Genomic DNA, 18,618 nt, shown 5'->3' on the forward strand with positions numbered 1-18,618 from the left:
CAACGAGCAATCAGCTTAACATCACAAGCATCTAACGTTGTTTCGCGCCTGGATTGGCGGCTCGCGACACGTTGGTTTCATCACCGGGCGCGGTGCCGCCGCTGCTTTCGGAGGCGGCGGCGCCCGCGTCGCCGGCTTTCGGAAAGAGCTTTGGAAGATCGCGCCATTGCGGCAGCGGATGCGACTGCGGGTCGATCACCTTCGGCGCGGGAAGATCCGGCTGCTTGGCGATGTCGCTTCCGAGAATCAACGGAAGCTGATCTTTCCCGCCGCCGACCACGACGATCTTCGAGTTGCTGGAGTTCGACAACTGCACGGTCGCTTCGATGCCTCGCCATGTCAGCAACTGGGGCGTCAGCGAATTGGCGACGATGGAATAGAACGTCTGAATGCCGATGGCTTCGATCCGCTTGCGCTCCGCTTCGTCCTGCGCCTGCGCGATCAGGAATTTATACGCCTGCGCATTCTGTTCTTCCGTGAGCTTTCTGTTGATCGAGTCGTTCACCGTGGTCGGCAGATCGAGATCGCGCACGACGACGCGCTCGAAGAAAATGAGCCCCTTCGCGGCCGGCGATCCGTGCATCTTCTCCAGTATGCGGCCTTCCAGCTCTTCGACATTGATGCGATACAGATCGTGCGGATCGCATTTCCCGATGATGTCGCGCACGGCGCCGAGCGAAATCGGACGCACGACCCGGTCCACGTAGTCATAGCCGACTTCCTGATGCAGCTTGCCCGCGTTATCCGGCACCGGGCGATACAGCACGGAAATCTCCACCTGAACGCTCAGGCCGTCGCGCGCGAGCGCGTGGACGCTCTCGTCGAGCGTCTTCGTCCTGACTTCGTAGGTGTAGATCCGATCGAATGGCCACTTGATGTTCAGCCCTTCGTGATAGACGAAGTCCGTCTCCGTGCCGTGTCTCAGCAAGCGATAGAGCACGCCGACATGGCCCGCCGGAATGATGATGAACGTGAAGGGAATCAAAAGCAGCACGATGACGCCGACGACGAGCGACACCGCGATGAACTTTTCGCTCCGGCTCATCCGATACCGGACGTGCCTGACTATGCGGTGCTTTTGAGGTTCGGAAGCCTCGTCATCGACCTGATCCGCTGGGCTCATCTGGCATCAACTCGTACGGATAACGAATAATTCGCAGAATTTTGCGGCGCAAAAAGTGTTTGCATAGTAACATCAAGCGCAAGATCGGACGACACCTGCACACGGAAATGCTCGCTCCCGCATCGGCCTCCATTCCCTCGGTAGACAGCGCTGCAACGCCCGCGCAACTGCGCCGTTTCTTCTATGCCGCGTATTGCGACACGCCCGCGCCGTTCAGATGGTTGAGCGCGATTCGCCCTTACGTCTGTCCTTACGACAAACTGCTGCCGTTCATTCGGGACGGCGCCGAGGTTCTTGACGTGGGCTGCGGCGCGGGATCGCTGCTCACGCTGCTCGCGGCCATGAAAAAGATTCGCCGTGGCGTGGGTTGCGACGTCATGGCGCCGCCGCTGGAATCGGCGCGTGCCGCAGCGCAGCGTGTCGGCGCACAAGGCATTCTGACGTTCGAGCACGTACGGTCGGTCGCCGAAGCGCCGGAAGGTCCGTTCGACGTCGTTGCGATGGTGGATGTCCTGCATCACGTGCCGCCGGGAAGCAGAAGCGACGTATTCGCCGCCGCGGCGCAGCGCGTCAAACCGGGCGGCATTTTTCTCTACAAGGATATGACCGCGCGCCCGGGCGGGCGTCGGCTGGCCCACAATATCGACGATTACATCTTTACGCGCGAGTGGGTGGAGCAAGTCCCCGAAGGCGCCGTGGAAACCTGGGCCGGCGATCATCGGCTCGCTCTCGTGCATGGTGAATTCATTCCCCGTCTGATCTATGGGCACGAGCTTCGGGTGTTTCAGCGACTCGAGCATTGAAACGAGCGTGCACATGCTTTCAGATGCGCGGCGAGTGCTTCGGGCGCATCTGAAAAGTTATGCTCAGTGATGTTTGCAATCGTATCGGCGGAGAACCGATGGGGGATTACTCGGCCGGCGGGCTCGCCGCTTCCGCTCTGGCCTTTCGCGTCTCCTTCGCCTTGGTGACGAGATCGTTGACGTGGTTCCACAGGTACTTGTCAGTGACCGATTTCGAGTAGGAATCAGCCGCCGCCAGCAGCAGACCGACCGGCCCGAAAAGCATCTTGATGCCGATGCCTGCTGCCACGTGCGCAGCGCCATTGACGACATTTCCATCCATCAGGAGACTCGCGCCGGGGACGAACGCTTCGCCCACGAGTTTCACGCCATTGGTGGCCGGACTCGTGCTGCGCGTCACAGCGGGAGTGTCGCTGGTAATTCTTTCCGTATGAGGAGTCTCGGTGACCGCGGTGTTGTCTTTCATGTCTTGGCCCTCAGGTCAACTTAATTGACAACTTCAACCACACTAGAACAATATACGCAGAAATTCCGGTGACTACCAGTAAAAAGGTGGTGTCGCATGTTCGTACGAAACCCTGCTGGAAATGATTCCATCAAGGCATCACAAACGTGTGACATGGTACGCGGAGCCGCATCGTGACGCGCCGTCACATGCTTCTATCGGCTTACGTGCTGGTGCCCGGAAGTCACTTCGGCGCGATGTGGCGCCATCCCTATAGCGAAACCGATTTCTGCGATCGCAGGCTCTACGAAAACCTGGCTCGCAGCCTCGATCGCTATGGTTATGACTATGCGTTCGTGCCGGAATCGCTCGCCGCTCCAATGGGTGAAGACGGCGAATGGCAAACGATGACAAGCCGCGGTGCAAGCGGCGCGATCCGTCACGATCCCGCCTTGCTGGTTGCGCCGATGATCGGCGTCACGCGCCGCCTGAGGTTCACGGTCACGCTGTCGACGACCTATATGGAGCCTTATCATATCGCCAGAACGCTTAGTACACTGAATCATTTTAGTCAAGGTCGAATGGCGTGGAATGTCGTCACGTCGGCGGGGCCGAGCAACGGCATCAACTTCGCGCACCTGACATCGCTCGATCATCGCGATCTATACGATCGTGCGGAAGAAGTGCTGACGGTGTGCCACGACCTCTGGTCCTCGTGGGATGAAGGCGCGCTCATTGCCGACAAGAAGTCCGGAGTCTATGCCCGCGCCGACAAGATCCATCAGATCGATCACAAGGGCCGTCACTTCGATATACGCGGCCCGCTGACGCTGCCGTACCGGGTCGGACCCACGCTGATGGCCGCGGGCGTCTCGCCGCGAGGGCGCGACTTCGCGGCGCGCTGGGCGGAAGTCATCTTCGCGATACAGAGCGAGCCCGCCGCCATGCGCGAATTGCGCGACGACGTCCGCGCCCGCGCCGCGCGCATGGGGCGCTCGCCGCAGGACATACGCCTGATGGCGGCGGTGCAACCCGTGATCGGCGAGACGCGTGAAATCGCCGAGGCCCGCGCCGCGCATCTCGACACGCTCGTGGACCCCGACGCAGCCCGAAGCTATCTGGCCGCGATGCTGGGCCTCGACCTGTCGGGCGTATCGGGCGATGCACCCTTGCAGCCGATTCTCGAAACCCAGCGCAAGCGGCCCGCGGTCGATGCGGGCGGCACGCTGGCGTGGCTTGCGAAGCTGCTCGATGCGAAACCCGACATTCGCGTCGATGATGTCGCCATCGGGCTGTCGGCGAGCACGGGCACGCCGCGTCTCATCGGTACGGCGTCGGATGTCGCCGATCAGCTTCAGGCGTTGTTCGAAGACTGCTGCGACGGCTTCGTCATCACGCCGACGCATTTTCCGGGCACCTTCGAGGAATTTGGCCGCGCCGTGATTCCCGAGCTGCGTGCACGTGGATTGACGTCCACTCATCATCAGGATGGCTGATTGAATGGACGCGTTGACCGATCCGATCGACGGCGGCCACGACGCGACGCGCTGGTCCGCCGACGAGCTGACGACGCTGACCGTATGCGACCTTCTGGAGCGCCAGGCCGCGCGCACGCCCACCACCGCCGCGTTGTTGCACGGCGCGCGCCAGATGACCTACGCGGAACTGAACGTGCGCGCGAACCGGCTGGGCGATCTGCTCATGTCGCACGGGCTCGGGCCGGGGGACATCGTCGCGATCGCGCTGCCGCGTTCGTTCGACATGGTGCTGGCCATTCTCGGCGTGCTCAGGAGCGGCGCGGCCTATCTTCCGCTCGATCCGGCGTATCCGGCGGATCGGCTCGCCTTCATGTCGCGCGATGCGCGGCCATCGTGCGTGCTGACCAACACGAGCCTCGCCGCCGAACTCGCCGAAATCGTGCGGGAGATTCCGATACTGCATATGGTTGATCTCCCCGCGAGCGATCATGCCGCGCGTGAGGAAACGGCGCATCGCACAGCCGCACGCCCGCTCGATGCGGCGTATGTCATCTATACGTCGGGCTCGACGGGCCGCCCGAAAGGTGTGGTCGGCCTGCACGCCGGTCTCGTCAATCGACTGTGCTGGGTGGCCGAAACCTATGCGTTCGCGCCCGGCGAAACGGTGCTCGCCAAGAGCTCGATGAGCTTCATCGATGGCGCGACGGAACTGCTCGCACCGCTGATCGCGGGCGCCACGGTCGCGCTGACCGATGCCGATGTCGCCAGAGACCCGGCGCTGCTGACGGCCGAAATTCCGCGTCTGGATATCGGCCGCATCACGGTCGTTCCGAGCCTGCTCGCGGCGCTGCTCGATCAGCCCGATCACGTCGCGCTCAACCGCTGTCCACTCTGGATATGCAGCGGCGAAACGCTGCCGCCCGCGCTGGCTGAACGCTTTGCCGCCTGCGTGCCGGATGCCTGTCTCGTCAATTTCTACGGGTCGTCGGAAGCGAGCGGCGACAGCCTGCATGCCGTCGCCACGCCGGCGAATGGCGCGCCGATCGGCCACGAGATCTGGAACACGTCGGCTTATGTGCTCGATGAACGCCTGCAACCCTGCGCCACGGGTGAGGCCGGCGAACTCTATCTTGCAGGCGCGGGACTGGCCCGAGGTTATCTCGGGCAACCCGGCCTGACGGCAGAGCGCTTTCTGGCCGATCCTCATGGTCCGCCCGGCTCGCGGATGTATCGCACGGGAGACCGCGCGCGTCGACGCGGCGACAACGAAATCGAATATCTCGGCCGCGCCGACAGGCAGGTCAAGATACGCGGCTTTCGCGTCGAGCCTGGCGAAATCGAAGCTGCGCTCTTCGCCCATCCGCATGTCGCGGCGGCGGCTGTCGTCCTGCAGGAGGATGCACCGGGCGAAGCACGGCTCGTCGCTTATGTCGTGCCCGCGGCCGGCTATGAAGAAGCCGACGTGCGCGACTCGCTGGCGCGCCGGATGCCGGACTACATGCTGCCGTCGGCCTTCGTCGCGATGTCCGCGTTGCCGCTCCTTCCCAACGGCAAGCTCGATCGCGCCGCCTTGCCCAAAGCGATGCGTGACGGCGCTCGCGGTCCTTCCGGCAGAACGCCCGTCGAGATCGAACTTGCGCGCCTGTTCGCCGATGTGCTGCGGCTGGATGACGTCGGCATCCACGATGACTTCTTCGCATCGGGCGGCCATTCGCTGCTTGCCGCACAGCTCGCGAACCGGATACGCGCCGTATTGCAGGTCGATGCGAGTGTCAGCGATGTGTTCCGCGCGCCGACCGTCGAACGGCTTGCCGCGTTGCTCGAAGGCGGCGGCACGCGGCGGCTGCGCCTGTCGGCGGAGACATCGCGCGAGCGCGCCTGCCTGTCGGCGGGACAGCAGGGATTATGGTTTCTGGCGCGGCTGGGCGATGGCGCGGCGGCCGCCGCCTACAACCTGCCCTACGCCTTCGAGCTGTCCGGTCCGTGCGATGCGCACGCGCTGCGCCTCGCGCTTCACGACGTCGCCGCCCGGCACAACAGCCTGCGCACGCTCTTTCGTCATGCGGACGACGGCCCGTATCAGCATGTCCTGCGCGCGAGCGAACTCGATGATCTGCTCGCCGTGACGAACCTGACGCCCGCCGAACTCGATCGCCATATCGCCGACGAGACCGGCGCGCCCTTCGATCTCGAAAGCCGCATTCCCTTCAGGGCGCGCCTGCTGCGTTGTACGCAAGATCGCGCCGTATTGGTTTTCAGCTTTCACCACATCGCCTTCGATGGCGCGTCGCTCGCGCCGTTTCTGCGTGACGTATCGACGGCCTACGAAGCGCGGCGCGCCGGCACGCGGCCGGACTTGCCGCCGCTGCCGGTGCAATACGCCGATTTCGCGGACTGGCAGCGCAAGCTGCTCGGCTCCGTCCACGAAACGGGCAGTCTCGCGCAACGGCAGCTCGCGTACTGGCGCGGCATGCTGGTCGACCTTCCCGACGAATTGCCGCTGCCGCGCGTGCGCCCGCGACCGGCCGACGCGCTGGGCCGCGCCGAACGCATCGCGTTCCGGATCGATGCGGGCCTGCATCGTCGCGCGGCGCACTTCGCCCAGGCTCATCACGCCACGCTCTTCATGGTGTTGCAGTGCGCGTTGGTCGCGGTGCTGCGGCGCTTCGGCGCGGGCACGGACGTGTTCATCGGCACGCCGGGCGAAGGCCGCTTCGACGAGCAGCTCAAGGATCTCGTCGGCTACTTCGTGAACAGTCTGGTGCTGCGCGTCGATGCGAGCGGCAATCCGACGTTTCGCGAACTGCTCGCGCGCGTGCGCGATGTCGATCTCGCCGCCTACGCCAATCAGGATGTGCCGTTTTCGAGCATCGTGGAGACGCTCAATCCCGAGCGCGGCGCCGCGCGTCATCCGCTGTTCCAGGTTGCGCTGACGCTCGAATATGGCGATGACGCGCGGCTCTCGCTGCAAGGCCTGACGGCGACGCCGCGCGCCATCGGCAATGCGGCGGCCAAGTTCGATCTCGCGTTCGAGTTCATCGCCCACGGCGGCGGCGATGACGGTCACGGCGTCATCGAAGGCAGTCTCGAATTCGCCGCCGACCTGTTCGAGCCCGCCACGGCGCGCCGCATGACGGCCGCGTTTCAGGGCCTGCTCGATCAGGCCATCGCCGATCCCGACGCGAGCATCGGGCGTCATGTCGTGCTCGCGCCCGAGGAACGCGCGGCGCTGCTCGGCTTCGGCGCGCCATCGCAGACGCGCCAGCGAGAAGCGCAGTCGATTCCGCAACGCTTCGCGCGGATCGTCGAGCGGCAGCCGCACGCCATCGCGTTGCGTTGCGGCGCGCGCGCACTGACGTACCGGCAGCTCGACCGGATGTCGAACCGGCTCGCGCATCGGCTCGCGGCGCACGGCGTTGCACTGGAAACACGCGTCGCCGTCGATATGGCGCGCTCGCTTGAGCTGATCGTCGCGACGCTCGCCATCGTGAAGGCCGGCGGATGCTATCTGCCGCTCTATCGCGGTCAGCCGCCTGAGCGCATAAGGCGCATGCTCGACGACACGCAAGCCGCGCTCGTGCTCCACGATACCGACACACACCCCGGCTACGGCGCCGTCGCAACGCTGCGCATCGATCCCGCGATGCTCGACGAAGGCGACGACAGTCCCCTCGCCATCGAAATCCCGCCGCAGTGCCTGATCAACGTCATGTACACGTCCGGCTCGTCCGGGCTGCCCAAAGGCATCGAGTTGACGCACAGGGGCATCGTCGATATGGCGATGGACCTGCTCGATCTTCCGCCGCAACGCGTGCTGTTCCAGTCGGCCTATGCGTTCGACGCCAGCAGCTACGAAATCTGGAGCGCGTTATTGCGCGGCGACGAACTCGCCGTGGCTTCGTGCGAGCAGTTGACGCCCGCCGATCTGCGCCGCGAAGTCGCCGACCACGGCGCGAACAATCTTCTCCTGACGACGAGCCTGTTCAATCTGCTGGTCACGGAAGACCTGGAGTGTCTGAACGGCCTGCGCACGATCCTCACCGGCGGCGACACGGCCTCGGTCGCGAGCTTCCAGCGCGTCTTGCAACGCTTTCCGGAGATCACCCTCCTGAACTGCTACGGCCCGACCGAGACCAGCGTGTTCGTCACGAGTTTTCCGGCGACGCCCGACCGGCGGCTGCGGCATCCGGTTCCGATCGGCGCGCCGCGTGCGTCCGCGCAGATTCACGTGCTCGACGACTTCCTGAACCTCTGCCCGATCGGCGTGGCGGGCGATCTCTACATCGCGGGCGATGTCCTCGCGCGCGGGTATGTCGGGCAGACGGGCATCACGGCCGAGCGCTTCGTCGCCGATCCTCACGGACGGCCCGGCGCGCGCATGTATCGCACCGGCGATCTCGCGCGCTGGAACGAACAGGGCGAATTGGAATTCGCCGGCCGCGCCGATCAGCAGGTGAAGGTGCGCGGACTGCGCGTCGAACCCGGCGAAATCGAAACCGCGCTGTCCGAGCAGCCCGCGATCCGCGCGTGTGCGGTGCTGGCGCAGCAGGACGGCGCGACCGGCAGCCGTCTCGTGGCCTATGTCGTCGCCGACGAGCATTACGACGAGCGGCATGTGCGCGCGGCGCTCCGGCAGCGCCTGCCCGACTACATGGTGCCGGTCGGCTTCGTGCGGCTCGACAGGCTTCCGATCACGCGAAACGGCAAGCTCGACCGCAAGGCGCTGCCGGCCTATCAGGCGCGGACATCGGCGACGCGCCCGCCCGCGACGCCGCGCGAAGCCGCGCTGGCGAAGCTGTTCGCGGACGTGCTCGATATCGAATCCGTCGGTGCGGACGATGGCTTCTTCGCGCTGGGCGGCGACAGCATCCTGTCGATTCAGCTCGTCAGCCGTGCACGCAAGGCGGGGCTCGTGCTGACGCCCGCGGATGTCTTCCGGGAAAAGACGCCGGCCGCGCTCGCTGTCGTCGCGCGCGATCTGAGCATCGAGCCGCAGTCCGCCGATGCATCGTGGCCGGACATGCTGGCCGCGTTGCGCGCCGATGTGCCCGATGCCGCAGACGTTCTCCCGCTTGCGCCGTTGCAGGAAGGGCTGTTCTTCCATGCCATGTTCGACGCTGCCGGTCCCGATCCGTACATCGTGCAACTGGTGCTGTCGTTCGAAGGCGACCTGAACCGCAACAGGCTGCATGCCGCGCTGAACAGGCTGATCGAACGGCACGAAGCGCTGCGGGTCAGTTTTCATGCCGTCGATGGACGCACCGTGCAGGCGCTGCGCCGCGCCGTCGAAACGCGCTGGCGAGACATCGATCTAACCAACGCCGCGAATCCGCACGATGCGCTCGCGGACTGGCTCCGGCAGGACCGCGAGCATCGCTTCGATCTGACTTCAGCGCCGTTGCTGCGCGCCGCCCTGCTGCGGCTGGGCCACGGTCATCATCGGCTGGTGCTGAGTCTTCATCATCTTCTGATCGATGGCTGGTCGATGCCCGTCATCGTGTCCGAGCTGATGCAGGCTTACGCCGGCGAAGCGCTCGGCCATGCGCCGCCGTTGCGCGACCAGTTCGTCTGGCTGGCGAAGCAGGATCGCGAGTCCGCACGCAGCGCGTGGAAGGCGGCGCTCGACGGACTGGACGGACCGACGCGTCTCGTCGCCAACGCGGACCCCGGCGCGAACGCCGCGCGACAGGAATCCGTCGCCGGGATGCTGGATGCGGAAACGACGGCGCGTCTCGTTGACTGCGCGCGCCATCGCGGCCTGACGCTGGCGACCTTCGCACAGGGCGCGTGGGCGATCCTCCTCGGCCATTGGGCCGGGCGGCACGATGTCGTGTTCGGCGTCACGGCAGCGGGACGGCCAGCCGAATTGCAGGACGTCGAGAAACGCGTCGGGCTTTTCATCAACACGCTTCCACTGCGCGCGATCCTGCATGCCGGCGAGACCGTCGCGCAGTTGCTCGAACGCATCCAGCGGGACCAGTCGGCGCTGCTGCCTCATCAGCACATCGGATTGACCGAGGTGCAGGCGCTCGTCGGCCACGGCGAGCTGTTCGACACGCTGGTGGTCGTCGAAAACTATCCCGCCGCGCGCATGCAAAGCGAGATCGACGGCGTCGTGCTGACAGGGATGACCGTCAACGACACGACGCACTATCCGGTCAGCCTGATGGTCACGCCGGGACGCGAACTGGAGTTGCGGATCGATCATCGCGCGGATCGGATATCCGACCACGATGCGCGGCGGCTTCTCGCCACGCTCATGCAAATCCTGCGGTCGATGGCTGCGCAGCCGGACGGTCTCGTCGGACGCATCGACCTGCTCGCGCCCGGCGAACGCGACGAGATCGAGCGCTGGAACGCAACCGCGCATCCCGTCGCCCAAGACGATGTCGCGGCGCGCTTCAGTGCGCAGGCCGCGCGCACGCCGGACGCCATCGCGGTGACGCAGGGACCGGATCAACTGACGTACCGAGAACTCGACATGCGCTCGAACGCGCTGGCTCATTTTCTCGTCGAGCATGGCATCGGGCCGGAGCGCATCGTCGCCCTGACCATGCACCGGACGCCCGACATGGTCGTCGCGATGCTCGGCGTGCTCAAGAGCGGCGGCGCCTATCTGCCGGTCGATCCGCATTATCCGCAGGGACGCATCGACGCGATGCTCGCCGATGCGCGGCCCGCGCGCACGCTTTCGGCGCTGCCGCCGCTCGCGGGCTGGCCCACAGGCGCGCTCGTGCGCGCCGTCGCGCCCGGTCATCCCGCGTATGTCGTCTATACATCGGGCTCCAGCGGCAAGCCGAAGGGCGTCGTGGTGACGCGCGCGGGCATCGCGAGTCTGGTCGGCGCGCAGGCCGAGCGCTTCGGCATCACGGAAGCATCGCGCGTGTTGCAGTTCGCGTCGCTCTCGTTCGATGCCGCCGTCTCCGAAGTGCTCGTCACGCTGCTGCGCGGCGCGCGCCTCGTTCTCGCCGATCCGGCGTTGATGTCGGCGGAGCGCCTCGCCGGGCTGATCCGCGAGCAGGACATCACCTGCGTGACGCTGCCGCCCGCGCTGCTCGCGGTCATGGACCCCGCGACGATTCCCGCCGCGTGCACGATCGTCACCGCGGGCGAGGCGATCTCGCCCGACACGGCGGGGCGCTGGTCGAACGGGCGGCGGCTCGTCAACGCCTACGGACCGACGGAAGTCACCGTATGCGCGACGATGAGCGACGACCTCGCCGGCCAGCTCGCGCCGCCGATCGGACGTCCGGTGTGGAACAGCCAGGTCCATGTGCTCGATGCCTGCCTGCGATCGTGCGCGGCGGGCGTGACCGGCGAGATCTACGTTGCCGGCGCGGGACTGGCGCGCGGATACTTCGCGCGGCCCGACCTGACGGCCGAGCGCTTCGTCGCCAATCCGTTCGGCGCGGCCGGGACGCGGCTTTACCGCACGGGCGATCTGGGACGCTGGCGAGCCGATGGCCAACTCGACTATCTCGGCCGCGCCGATCAGCAGATCAAGTTGCGCGGCTTTCGCATCGAGCCGGGAGAGATCGAAGCCGTGCTGATGGAAGACGATGGCGTGCGGTCCTGCGCCGTCGCCGTGCGCGAGCGGCAACTCGTCGCGTATGTCGTGCCGGCATCGACATTCGATGCGCAATCGCTGCGCGCCGCCGTCGCGAGACGTCTGCCCGCGCACATGGCGCCGTCGGCGTTCGTGGTGCTCGACGCGCTGCCGCTCACGCCCAACGGCAAGCTCGATCGCAAGGCGTTGCCCGCGCCGTCGCGCGAGGTATCGGCGCGGCGCGTTCCGGCGACGGAACGGGAAGCCGCGATCGCGCGGCTCTTCGCCGAAGTGCTCGACCGCGAGGATGTGCAGGCGGACGACAGCTTCTTCGCGCTGGGCGGAGACAGCATTCTGTCGATCCGCTTCGTGAGCCGCGCGCGTACGGCGGGCCTCGATCTGAGCCCGGCGGATGTGTTCCGGCACAAGACGCCGTCCGGCCTCGCGCAGATCGCTGGCGTTCTTCCGGATGCCGGACGCGTTACGGCATCGCCGCCAGAAGACGATGCGACCGGCCGCGTGCCCGCCACGCCCATCATGCGATGGCTGAGCGGGCGCGGCGGCGCGATCGGCGCATTCAGCCAGTCCATGCGGATAAGCCTGCCGGCCAACGCGCGCCACGCGACGCTCGTGCAGGCATTGCAGGCGGCAATCGCGCGGCATGCGTTGCTGCGGGCGCGTCTCATCGACGGAGAACTCGATGTAACCCCCGGCGACGCCGATGCGCCGACACTGCTGCAACGGATCGATGCGCGCGACTGGACCAGCGCCGATGTCGAGCGCGACGCCGCGCGTCAGCAACACGCGCTCGAACACTGGCTCGCGCCGCAACAGGGCCGCGTGCTGCGGGCCGTCTGGTACGACCGGCGCGCGGCGGCGAGCATGCTCCTGCTCACGATCCATCATCTCGTCGTGGATGGCGTGTCATGGCGCATCCTGCTCGACGATCTCGCACAGGCCTACGATCTCGCCGCGCGCGGCCAGCCGTGCGTGCTGCCGCCGGTGCCGACGTCCTTTCACCGCTGGGCGCGCCATCTTCACGAGGATGCACACGCCGCGCGGCGCGTCGCCGAACTCGATCGCTGGCGATGGATCGTCGCCGCCCCTGACTTGCCGCTCGCCGCGCGCGCGCTCGAACGCACCGACACGCTGGCGACGGCACGTCGCGTGAGCGCGCGGCTCGACGCCGCGACCACGGCGCGATTGCTCGGCAGCGTTCCCGCGTTGTTCCGCGGCGGTGTGAACGACGTTCTGCTCGCGGGCTACGCGCTCGCCGTGGCCGGATGGCGCGGTGCGAGCGGCCCGGTCCTGCTCGATCTCGAAGGGCATGGCCGCGAGCCGGGCGACAGCGGTCTCGATCTGTCGCAAACGGTGGGCTGGTTCACGAGCCTTCGTCCCGTGCGCATCGATATCGACAGCGTCGAAACCGGCGCGACGCCGCTTTCCGCGCTCGTGAAGCGGGTCAAGGAAGCGTTGCGGGCGCTGCCCGATAACGGCATCGGATATGGGCTGCTGCGCTATCTCAATGCGCGGGCGGCCGCGCATCTGCAAGGCGCGCGCGCGCAACTGTCGTTCAACTATCTCGGCCGCTTCGGGGGTTCGGGCGGCGTCTGGTCGGCGGCAGGCGGCCTGTCGCTCGAAGGCGGCGACGATGCCGATGCGCCCTTGTCCCATGCCATCGCGCTGGATGCACAGGTCATCGACGGCGACGAGGGGCCGCAGCTGCACGCGCACTGGACCTTCGCGGGCGGCCTGTTCGACGAGACATCGATTCGCGAACTGGCCCGCCGCTGGTTCGACGCGCTCTGCGGCATGGCGCGGCTCGAATCCGGCGGGCTGACGCCATCGGATGTCGGCGGCGATTTCACGCAGGCGGAGATCGACGCGATCGAGACCGCGACGCCCAGCGCGCAGGACATCCTGCCGCTTCTGCCCTTGCAGGAAGGGCTGCTGTTCCATTCGCAATACGATGCGTCCGGCCCCGATCCCTACATCGCGCAAGTTTCGCTGACCTTGGAAGGACACGTCGATGCAGCGCGTCTGCGGGCCGCGGCGGACGCGCTGCTGGCGCGCCACGAAGCCTTGCGCGTGAGCATTCGCACCGTGAGCGGGCGGCCGGTTCAGGTCGTCGCCAGTTCGGTGAACGCGCCGTGGCGTGCGGTGGATATTTCCGGCGCGCAAGACATGGCCGGGGCGCTGTCGGCCCTGCTCGCGTCGGAATGCGAACGCCGCTTCGATCTCGAACGCGCGCCGCTCCTGCGCTTCGCGCTCGTCAAGACCGGTCCGCGACGGCATCGGCTCGTGATGAGCAACCATCATCTGCTGCTCGATGGCTGGTCGATGCCGGTCGTGGTGTCTGATCTGATGTCGCTGTATGCGGGCGATGCGCCGAAGGCCGCGTTTCCTTTGCGCGATCAGCACGCATGGCTGAAGCGCCAGGACAAGACGGCCGCGCGTGCCGCCTGGCGCGAAGCGCTGCGCGGACTGGACGGGCCGACACGGCTGACCCGGCCCGAACCGGGTTCGGATGCGCCGGACGCGCGCACGATCCGGATCGATCTGCCCGAGAGCCTGAGCGGCAGGCTCGTCACGCTGGCGCAACGCCACGAAGCGACGATGAGCACGATTCTCCAGGCCTCGTGGGCCGTGCTGCTCGCCCGGCTCACGGGACGCGGGGACATCGTGTTCGGCATCACGGTGTCGGGCCGTCCCGCCGAGTTGCCGGATATCGAGCGGCGCGTCGGCCTCTTCATCAATACGCTGCCGCTGCGCGTGGTACTCGATCCGGGCGAGCGCTGGCCCGATCTGTTTCGGCGCATGCAGGCGGCGCAAGCAGACCTGTTGCCGCATCAGCATCTCGGCCTCACCGAAATCCTGGAGCAGTCCGGACACAACGAACTGTTCGACTCGCTGCTGATCGTCGAGAACTATCCGATGGACGCCCGCCGCCTGCATGGCGCGGCGGACGGCCTCGCGGTCGCGGGCATCGACGGTTACGACGGCACGCACTATCCCGTGACGCTCGTGGCGATTCCGGGCGAACGCATGACGCTGCGTCTCGACTGCCGGATCAGCCAGTTCGCTGCCGAAGCAGCGCACAAGTTGTTGAACCGGTTCGTGCGCGTGCTGGAGCATGTCGCGGCGGCGCCGGAAGAGGCGGTCATCGCCCGCGATCTGCTCGCGCCCGCCGAAGCCGAACGCCTGAACGCGTGGAATCGAACGACGCACGCCATTCCCGATGACGACGTCGCGGCGCAGTTTTCGCGGCAGGCGCGGCGCACGCCTGAGCTCGTCGCGATCGAACAGGGCGAAACGCGCTGGACGTACGCCGATATCGACCGGCGCTCGGATGGTTTCGCGCATGCGCTGATCGCACGCGGCATCGGCCCCGACGATCTGGTCGCGCTGACCTTGCCGCGCACGCCCGACATCGTGGTGGCCATGCTCGGCGTCCTGAAGAGCGGCGCGGCCTTCCTTCCGATCGATCCCGCTTATCCGCCGACGCGCATCGCGGCCATGCTCGCCGACGCAAAACCCGCGCTCGTCGTTGATCGCTTGCCAGCGCATGACGGCGACGCGGTATTCGCCGCCATCGCGCCCGCTGCGCACGCCGAGCATCTGGCCTATGTGATCTATACGTCCGGCTCCACTGGCACGCCCAAGGGCGTCGCGTTGCCGCGCGCCGGCCTCGTCAACCTGCTTGCGGCGATGCAGGAGCGCATCGGCCTGAAATCCGGCGACCGCCTGCTCGCGGTGACGACGCTGGGCTTCGATATCGCGTGCCTCGAATTGCTCGGTCCGCTGCTCGCGGGCGCGACGATCGTGCTTGCCGCCTCCGACGCCGTGAAAGATCCGCGCCGTCTCGCGCGCCTCGCCGCTGCATCACGGGCGAACGTGGTGCAGGCGACGCCGACGCTCTGGGACGCGCTGCTGCGCGAAATCGAAGACGGCCCGCAGCCCGCGTTCCGGCTCGCGCTGACCGGCGGCGAGGCGATGTCCGCGCGTCTCGCGGAACGGCTGCGCGCCCATGCCCGCCGCGTGATCAATGTCTATGGACCGACCGAAACCACGATCTGGTCGACATCGGCGGAGCTGGCGGCGGACCGGACCCGAAACGGCATCGGACGGCCGGTCTGGAATACGCGCGTGCATGTGCTCGACCGCTGGCTGGGCCGCTGCCCGCCGGGGACGGTGGGCGATCTGTATATCGCGGGGCGGGGACTCGCGCGCGGATATATCGGCAGGCCCGATCTGACCGGCGAGCGTTTCGTCGCCGATCCCTACGGCGCGCCGGGCGAGCGCATGTATCGAACCGGCGATCTGGCGCGCTGGTCCGCCGACGGCGAACTGGAGTTTCTCGGCCGCTCCGATCATCAGGTCAAGATACGCGGCTTTCGCGTCGAGACCGGCGAGGCGGAAGCCGTGTTGCGCGCGCAGGCATCGGTGCGTGACTGCGCCGTTGCGCTGGTGGACGGGCAACTGGCCGCTTATGTCGTCGCCGATGCGGACTACGACGAAGCCCAGGTGCGCGATGCTCTAGCCCATAGCCTGCCCGACTTCATGGTGCCGGCCAGCTTCACGACGCTCGATCGTCTGCCCGTGACGCTCAACGGCAAGCTCGATCGCGCCGCGTTGCCTGCGCCCACGCCCGCACCGCGACGCTTTCTCGCCCCCCGCGACGCCCGCGAAGCGGAACTGGCGCGGCTCTTCGCCGAGACGCTGGAGCGCGAAGCTGTATCCATCGACGACAACTTCTTCGCGCTCGGCGGACATTCGCTGCGCGCGGCGCGGCTCGTCAACCGCATCCGCGATTCGCTGGGCGTGGATCCCGGCATTCGCGCGCTGTTCGAAGCGCCGACCGTCGCGCGCCTGGCCGCGCGGTTGCGGCATCGTCACGCGTCGGATGCGCTCGCGCCGCTGTTGCCGCTACAGCATGCGAACGCCGCCGCGCCGCTCTTCTGCGTGCATCCCGGATATGGCCTGAGCTGGTGCTATGCGACGCTCATCCCGCATATCGGCGTCGATGTTTCGCTCTACGGTCTGCAATCCCCGATGTTGAGCGGCGAAGCGCCGCCGCCTTCGGTCGCCGGGCTCGCGGACCGGTATATCGCGCATATCCGCGCGATCCAGCCGCGCGGTCCCTATCGCCTGATGGGATGGTCGTTCGGCGGCCTCGTCGCGCACCGGATCGCGACGAGCCTCGAAGCGCTGGGCGAGACCGTCGCGCATGTCGTGCTGCTCGACAGCACGCTGCCCCAGAGTCCACCGCACGACACGCTCGCGCCGGCCACGCATCTTGGCAATGTCCTCGCGATGATCGGCTATCCGGCCAGCGACATCGCGCCCGGCGCGCTGCGCTGGGACCGCGTGATGGACCATATGCGCGCCATCGAAAGCCCGCTCGCGCATGTGCCGCAGAGCGCGTTGCCGGCGCTGGTCGAAGTCACCGCGTGCCATGCGACGCTCGCCGCCGCGTTCCGGCCCGCGCCGCTCAGTGCGCCGATCACGTTCATGCGCGCCGCGGCGTCGCCGTCCGGCGAATCGTCGCTGCCGGCATGGCGCGCGAGCGCACGCGGCGCGCTCGACATCATCGATGTGCCCTATGAACACGACCACATGATGCGGGCCGACGCGCTCGCCGTCATCGGACCGATCATTCGTGATCTATTTGCCAATCGGGTGAGACACAGTGAATGAGCTATCGCGGCATCTGGCGGCGCGGCCGCTGACCGGTCGGGCATTCATCGACAGCCTGCAGGACGGACGCGAGGTCTTCTTCGATGGCGCGCGGATCGACGGCATCGCGACTCATCCGGCGTTCCGCAACAGCGCGCGCTCGCTTGCGCGCCTCTACGACGCGCTGCACGATCCCGCGCAGCAGCCCGGCCTCACCTGCGCGACCGACACGGGCAACGGCGGCTTCACGCACTGCTACTTCCGGCACGCGCGCAACGCGGACGATCTCGTCGCGCAGCAGCAGGCCATCGCGGCATGGGCGCGCCTTACCTACGGCTGGATGGGACGCACGCCGGATTACAAGGCGTCGATCATGAACACGCTGAACGTGAACGCGGATTACTATGGGCCGTTCGCCGGCAACGCCCGGCAATGGCACAAGCTCGCGCAGGAAACCGTGCCCTTCATGAATCATGCGCTCGCCAATCCGCCGATCGATCGCGCGCGGCCCGAGAAGGCGCAGGACGTCTACATCCACATCGACGAGGAAACCGACGGCGGCCTCGTCATCTCGGGCGCGAAAGTCGTCGCGACGTCCGCCGCATTCACGCACTACACGTTTCTCAGCCATCACGCCGGCATCGCCAAAAGCGACAAGAGCCGCGCCGTCATGTTCTTCACGCCGATGAACGCGCCGGGGCTCAAGCTCATCTGCCGGAACTCGTACGAATATCAGGCGACCCAGGTGTCGAGTCCCTTCGATTCGCCGCTCAGTTCCCGCTTCGACGAGAACGATGCAATCCTGATCCTCGACCGCGTATTCGTGCCGTGGGAAAACGTGCTGAGTCACGGCACGGACGCCATGCCGCCGGATTTCCCGACCGCTTCTGGCTTCATGCACGGCACGAGCTTTCACGGCTGCACGCGATATGCGGTGAAGCTGGACTTTCTCACCGGGCTGCTCTCGAAAGCGCTGCACGTGACGAGCGGCGACGAGTTTCGCGGCAATCAGGTGATGCTCGGCGAGGTCATCGCGCTGCGCCACATGTTCTGGTCGCTCGCCAACACGATGGCGCGTCAGCCCGACCGCTGGATCGACGGCGCCGTGCTGCCGAATCTGCACGCCGCGCTGGCGTACCGCGCGCTCGCTCCGGATTCGTATGGGCGCATCAAGGAAATCGTCCACAAGATCGTGGCGTCCGCGCTGATCTATCTGCCCTCGTCCGCGCGCGACTTCGACAACCCGGACATCGACCGGTATCTGTCGCGCTACGTTCGCGGCTCCAACGGCATCGGGCATCGCGAACGCATCAAGCTGATGAAGCTCATGTGGGACGCGGTCGGCACCGAGTTCGCGGGGCGTCACGAGCTGTACGAACGCAATTACATGGGCAGCCACGAAGAAGTGAAGGTGCATCTGCAAGCAATGGCGTCGGCGGACGGCTCACTGAAACAGATGACGGATCTCGTCGATCAGTGCCTCGCCGACTATGACGAACACGGATGGGTGAATCCCGTCTGGAAAACGCCATGACCCGGAGAGCGAG

Annotated in this window: 5 protein-coding genes and 1 pseudogene; 4 read left to right on the top strand and 2 right to left on the bottom strand. The window is 66.7% G+C overall.

All coding sequences use genetic code 11. The features are described 5' to 3' along the window. Positions 1 to 31: 31 nt before the first annotated feature. Entirely contained in the window at positions 32 to 1,045 is a 1,014-nt protein-coding gene (locus tag IAG25_RS04305) for a prohibitin family protein (RefSeq protein WP_255503504.1), read from the bottom strand. A gap of 137 nt (positions 1,046 to 1,182) precedes the next feature. Here IAG25_RS04305 and IAG25_RS04310 point away from each other — a divergent pair, with 137 nt between their 5' ends. Beyond that, positions 1,183 to 1,926 (top strand): class I SAM-dependent methyltransferase, encoded by a 744-nt coding sequence (locus IAG25_RS04310; RefSeq protein WP_187603670.1) that lies wholly within the window; start codon positions 1,183 to 1,185, stop codon positions 1,924 to 1,926. A gap of 106 nt (positions 1,927 to 2,032) precedes the next feature. On the opposite strand, the gene IAG25_RS04315 is transcribed toward IAG25_RS04310, so the two are convergent. Continuing rightward, entirely contained in the window at positions 2,033 to 2,392 is a 360-nt protein-coding gene (locus IAG25_RS04315) for a DUF6072 family protein (protein ID WP_187603671.1), read from the bottom strand. Positions 2,393 to 2,565: 173 nt separating this feature from the next. On the opposite strand from IAG25_RS04315, the gene IAG25_RS04320 reads away from it, so the two are divergent. From IAG25_RS04320 to IAG25_RS04330, 3 genes and pseudogenes are all read left to right on the top strand, one after another. Next, positions 2,566 to 3,867, top strand: a complete 1,302-nt coding sequence (locus tag IAG25_RS04320) for an NtaA/DmoA family FMN-dependent monooxygenase (RefSeq protein WP_309243914.1) — start codon at positions 2,566 to 2,568, stop codon at positions 3,865 to 3,867. A 103-nt stretch (positions 3,868 to 3,970) separates the two neighbouring features. Continuing rightward, a pseudogene (locus IAG25_RS04325) lies at positions 3,971 to 17,092 on the top strand (amino acid adenylation domain-containing protein); the annotation flags it as partial. Then, positions 17,085 to 18,605: a 4-hydroxyphenylacetate 3-hydroxylase N-terminal domain-containing protein gene (locus IAG25_RS04330; RefSeq protein ID WP_187603673.1), complete on the top strand. Its 1,521-nt coding sequence runs from the start codon at positions 17,085 to 17,087 to the stop codon at positions 18,603 to 18,605. The pseudogene IAG25_RS04325 and the gene IAG25_RS04330, both read left to right, overlap by 8 nt. The last annotated feature ends 13 nt before the right edge of the window (positions 18,606 to 18,618 follow it).

Source organism: Caballeronia sp. EK, assembly GCF_014384845.1.
GTDB classification, from domain to species: domain Bacteria; phylum Pseudomonadota; class Gammaproteobacteria; order Burkholderiales; family Burkholderiaceae; genus Caballeronia; species Caballeronia jiangsuensis.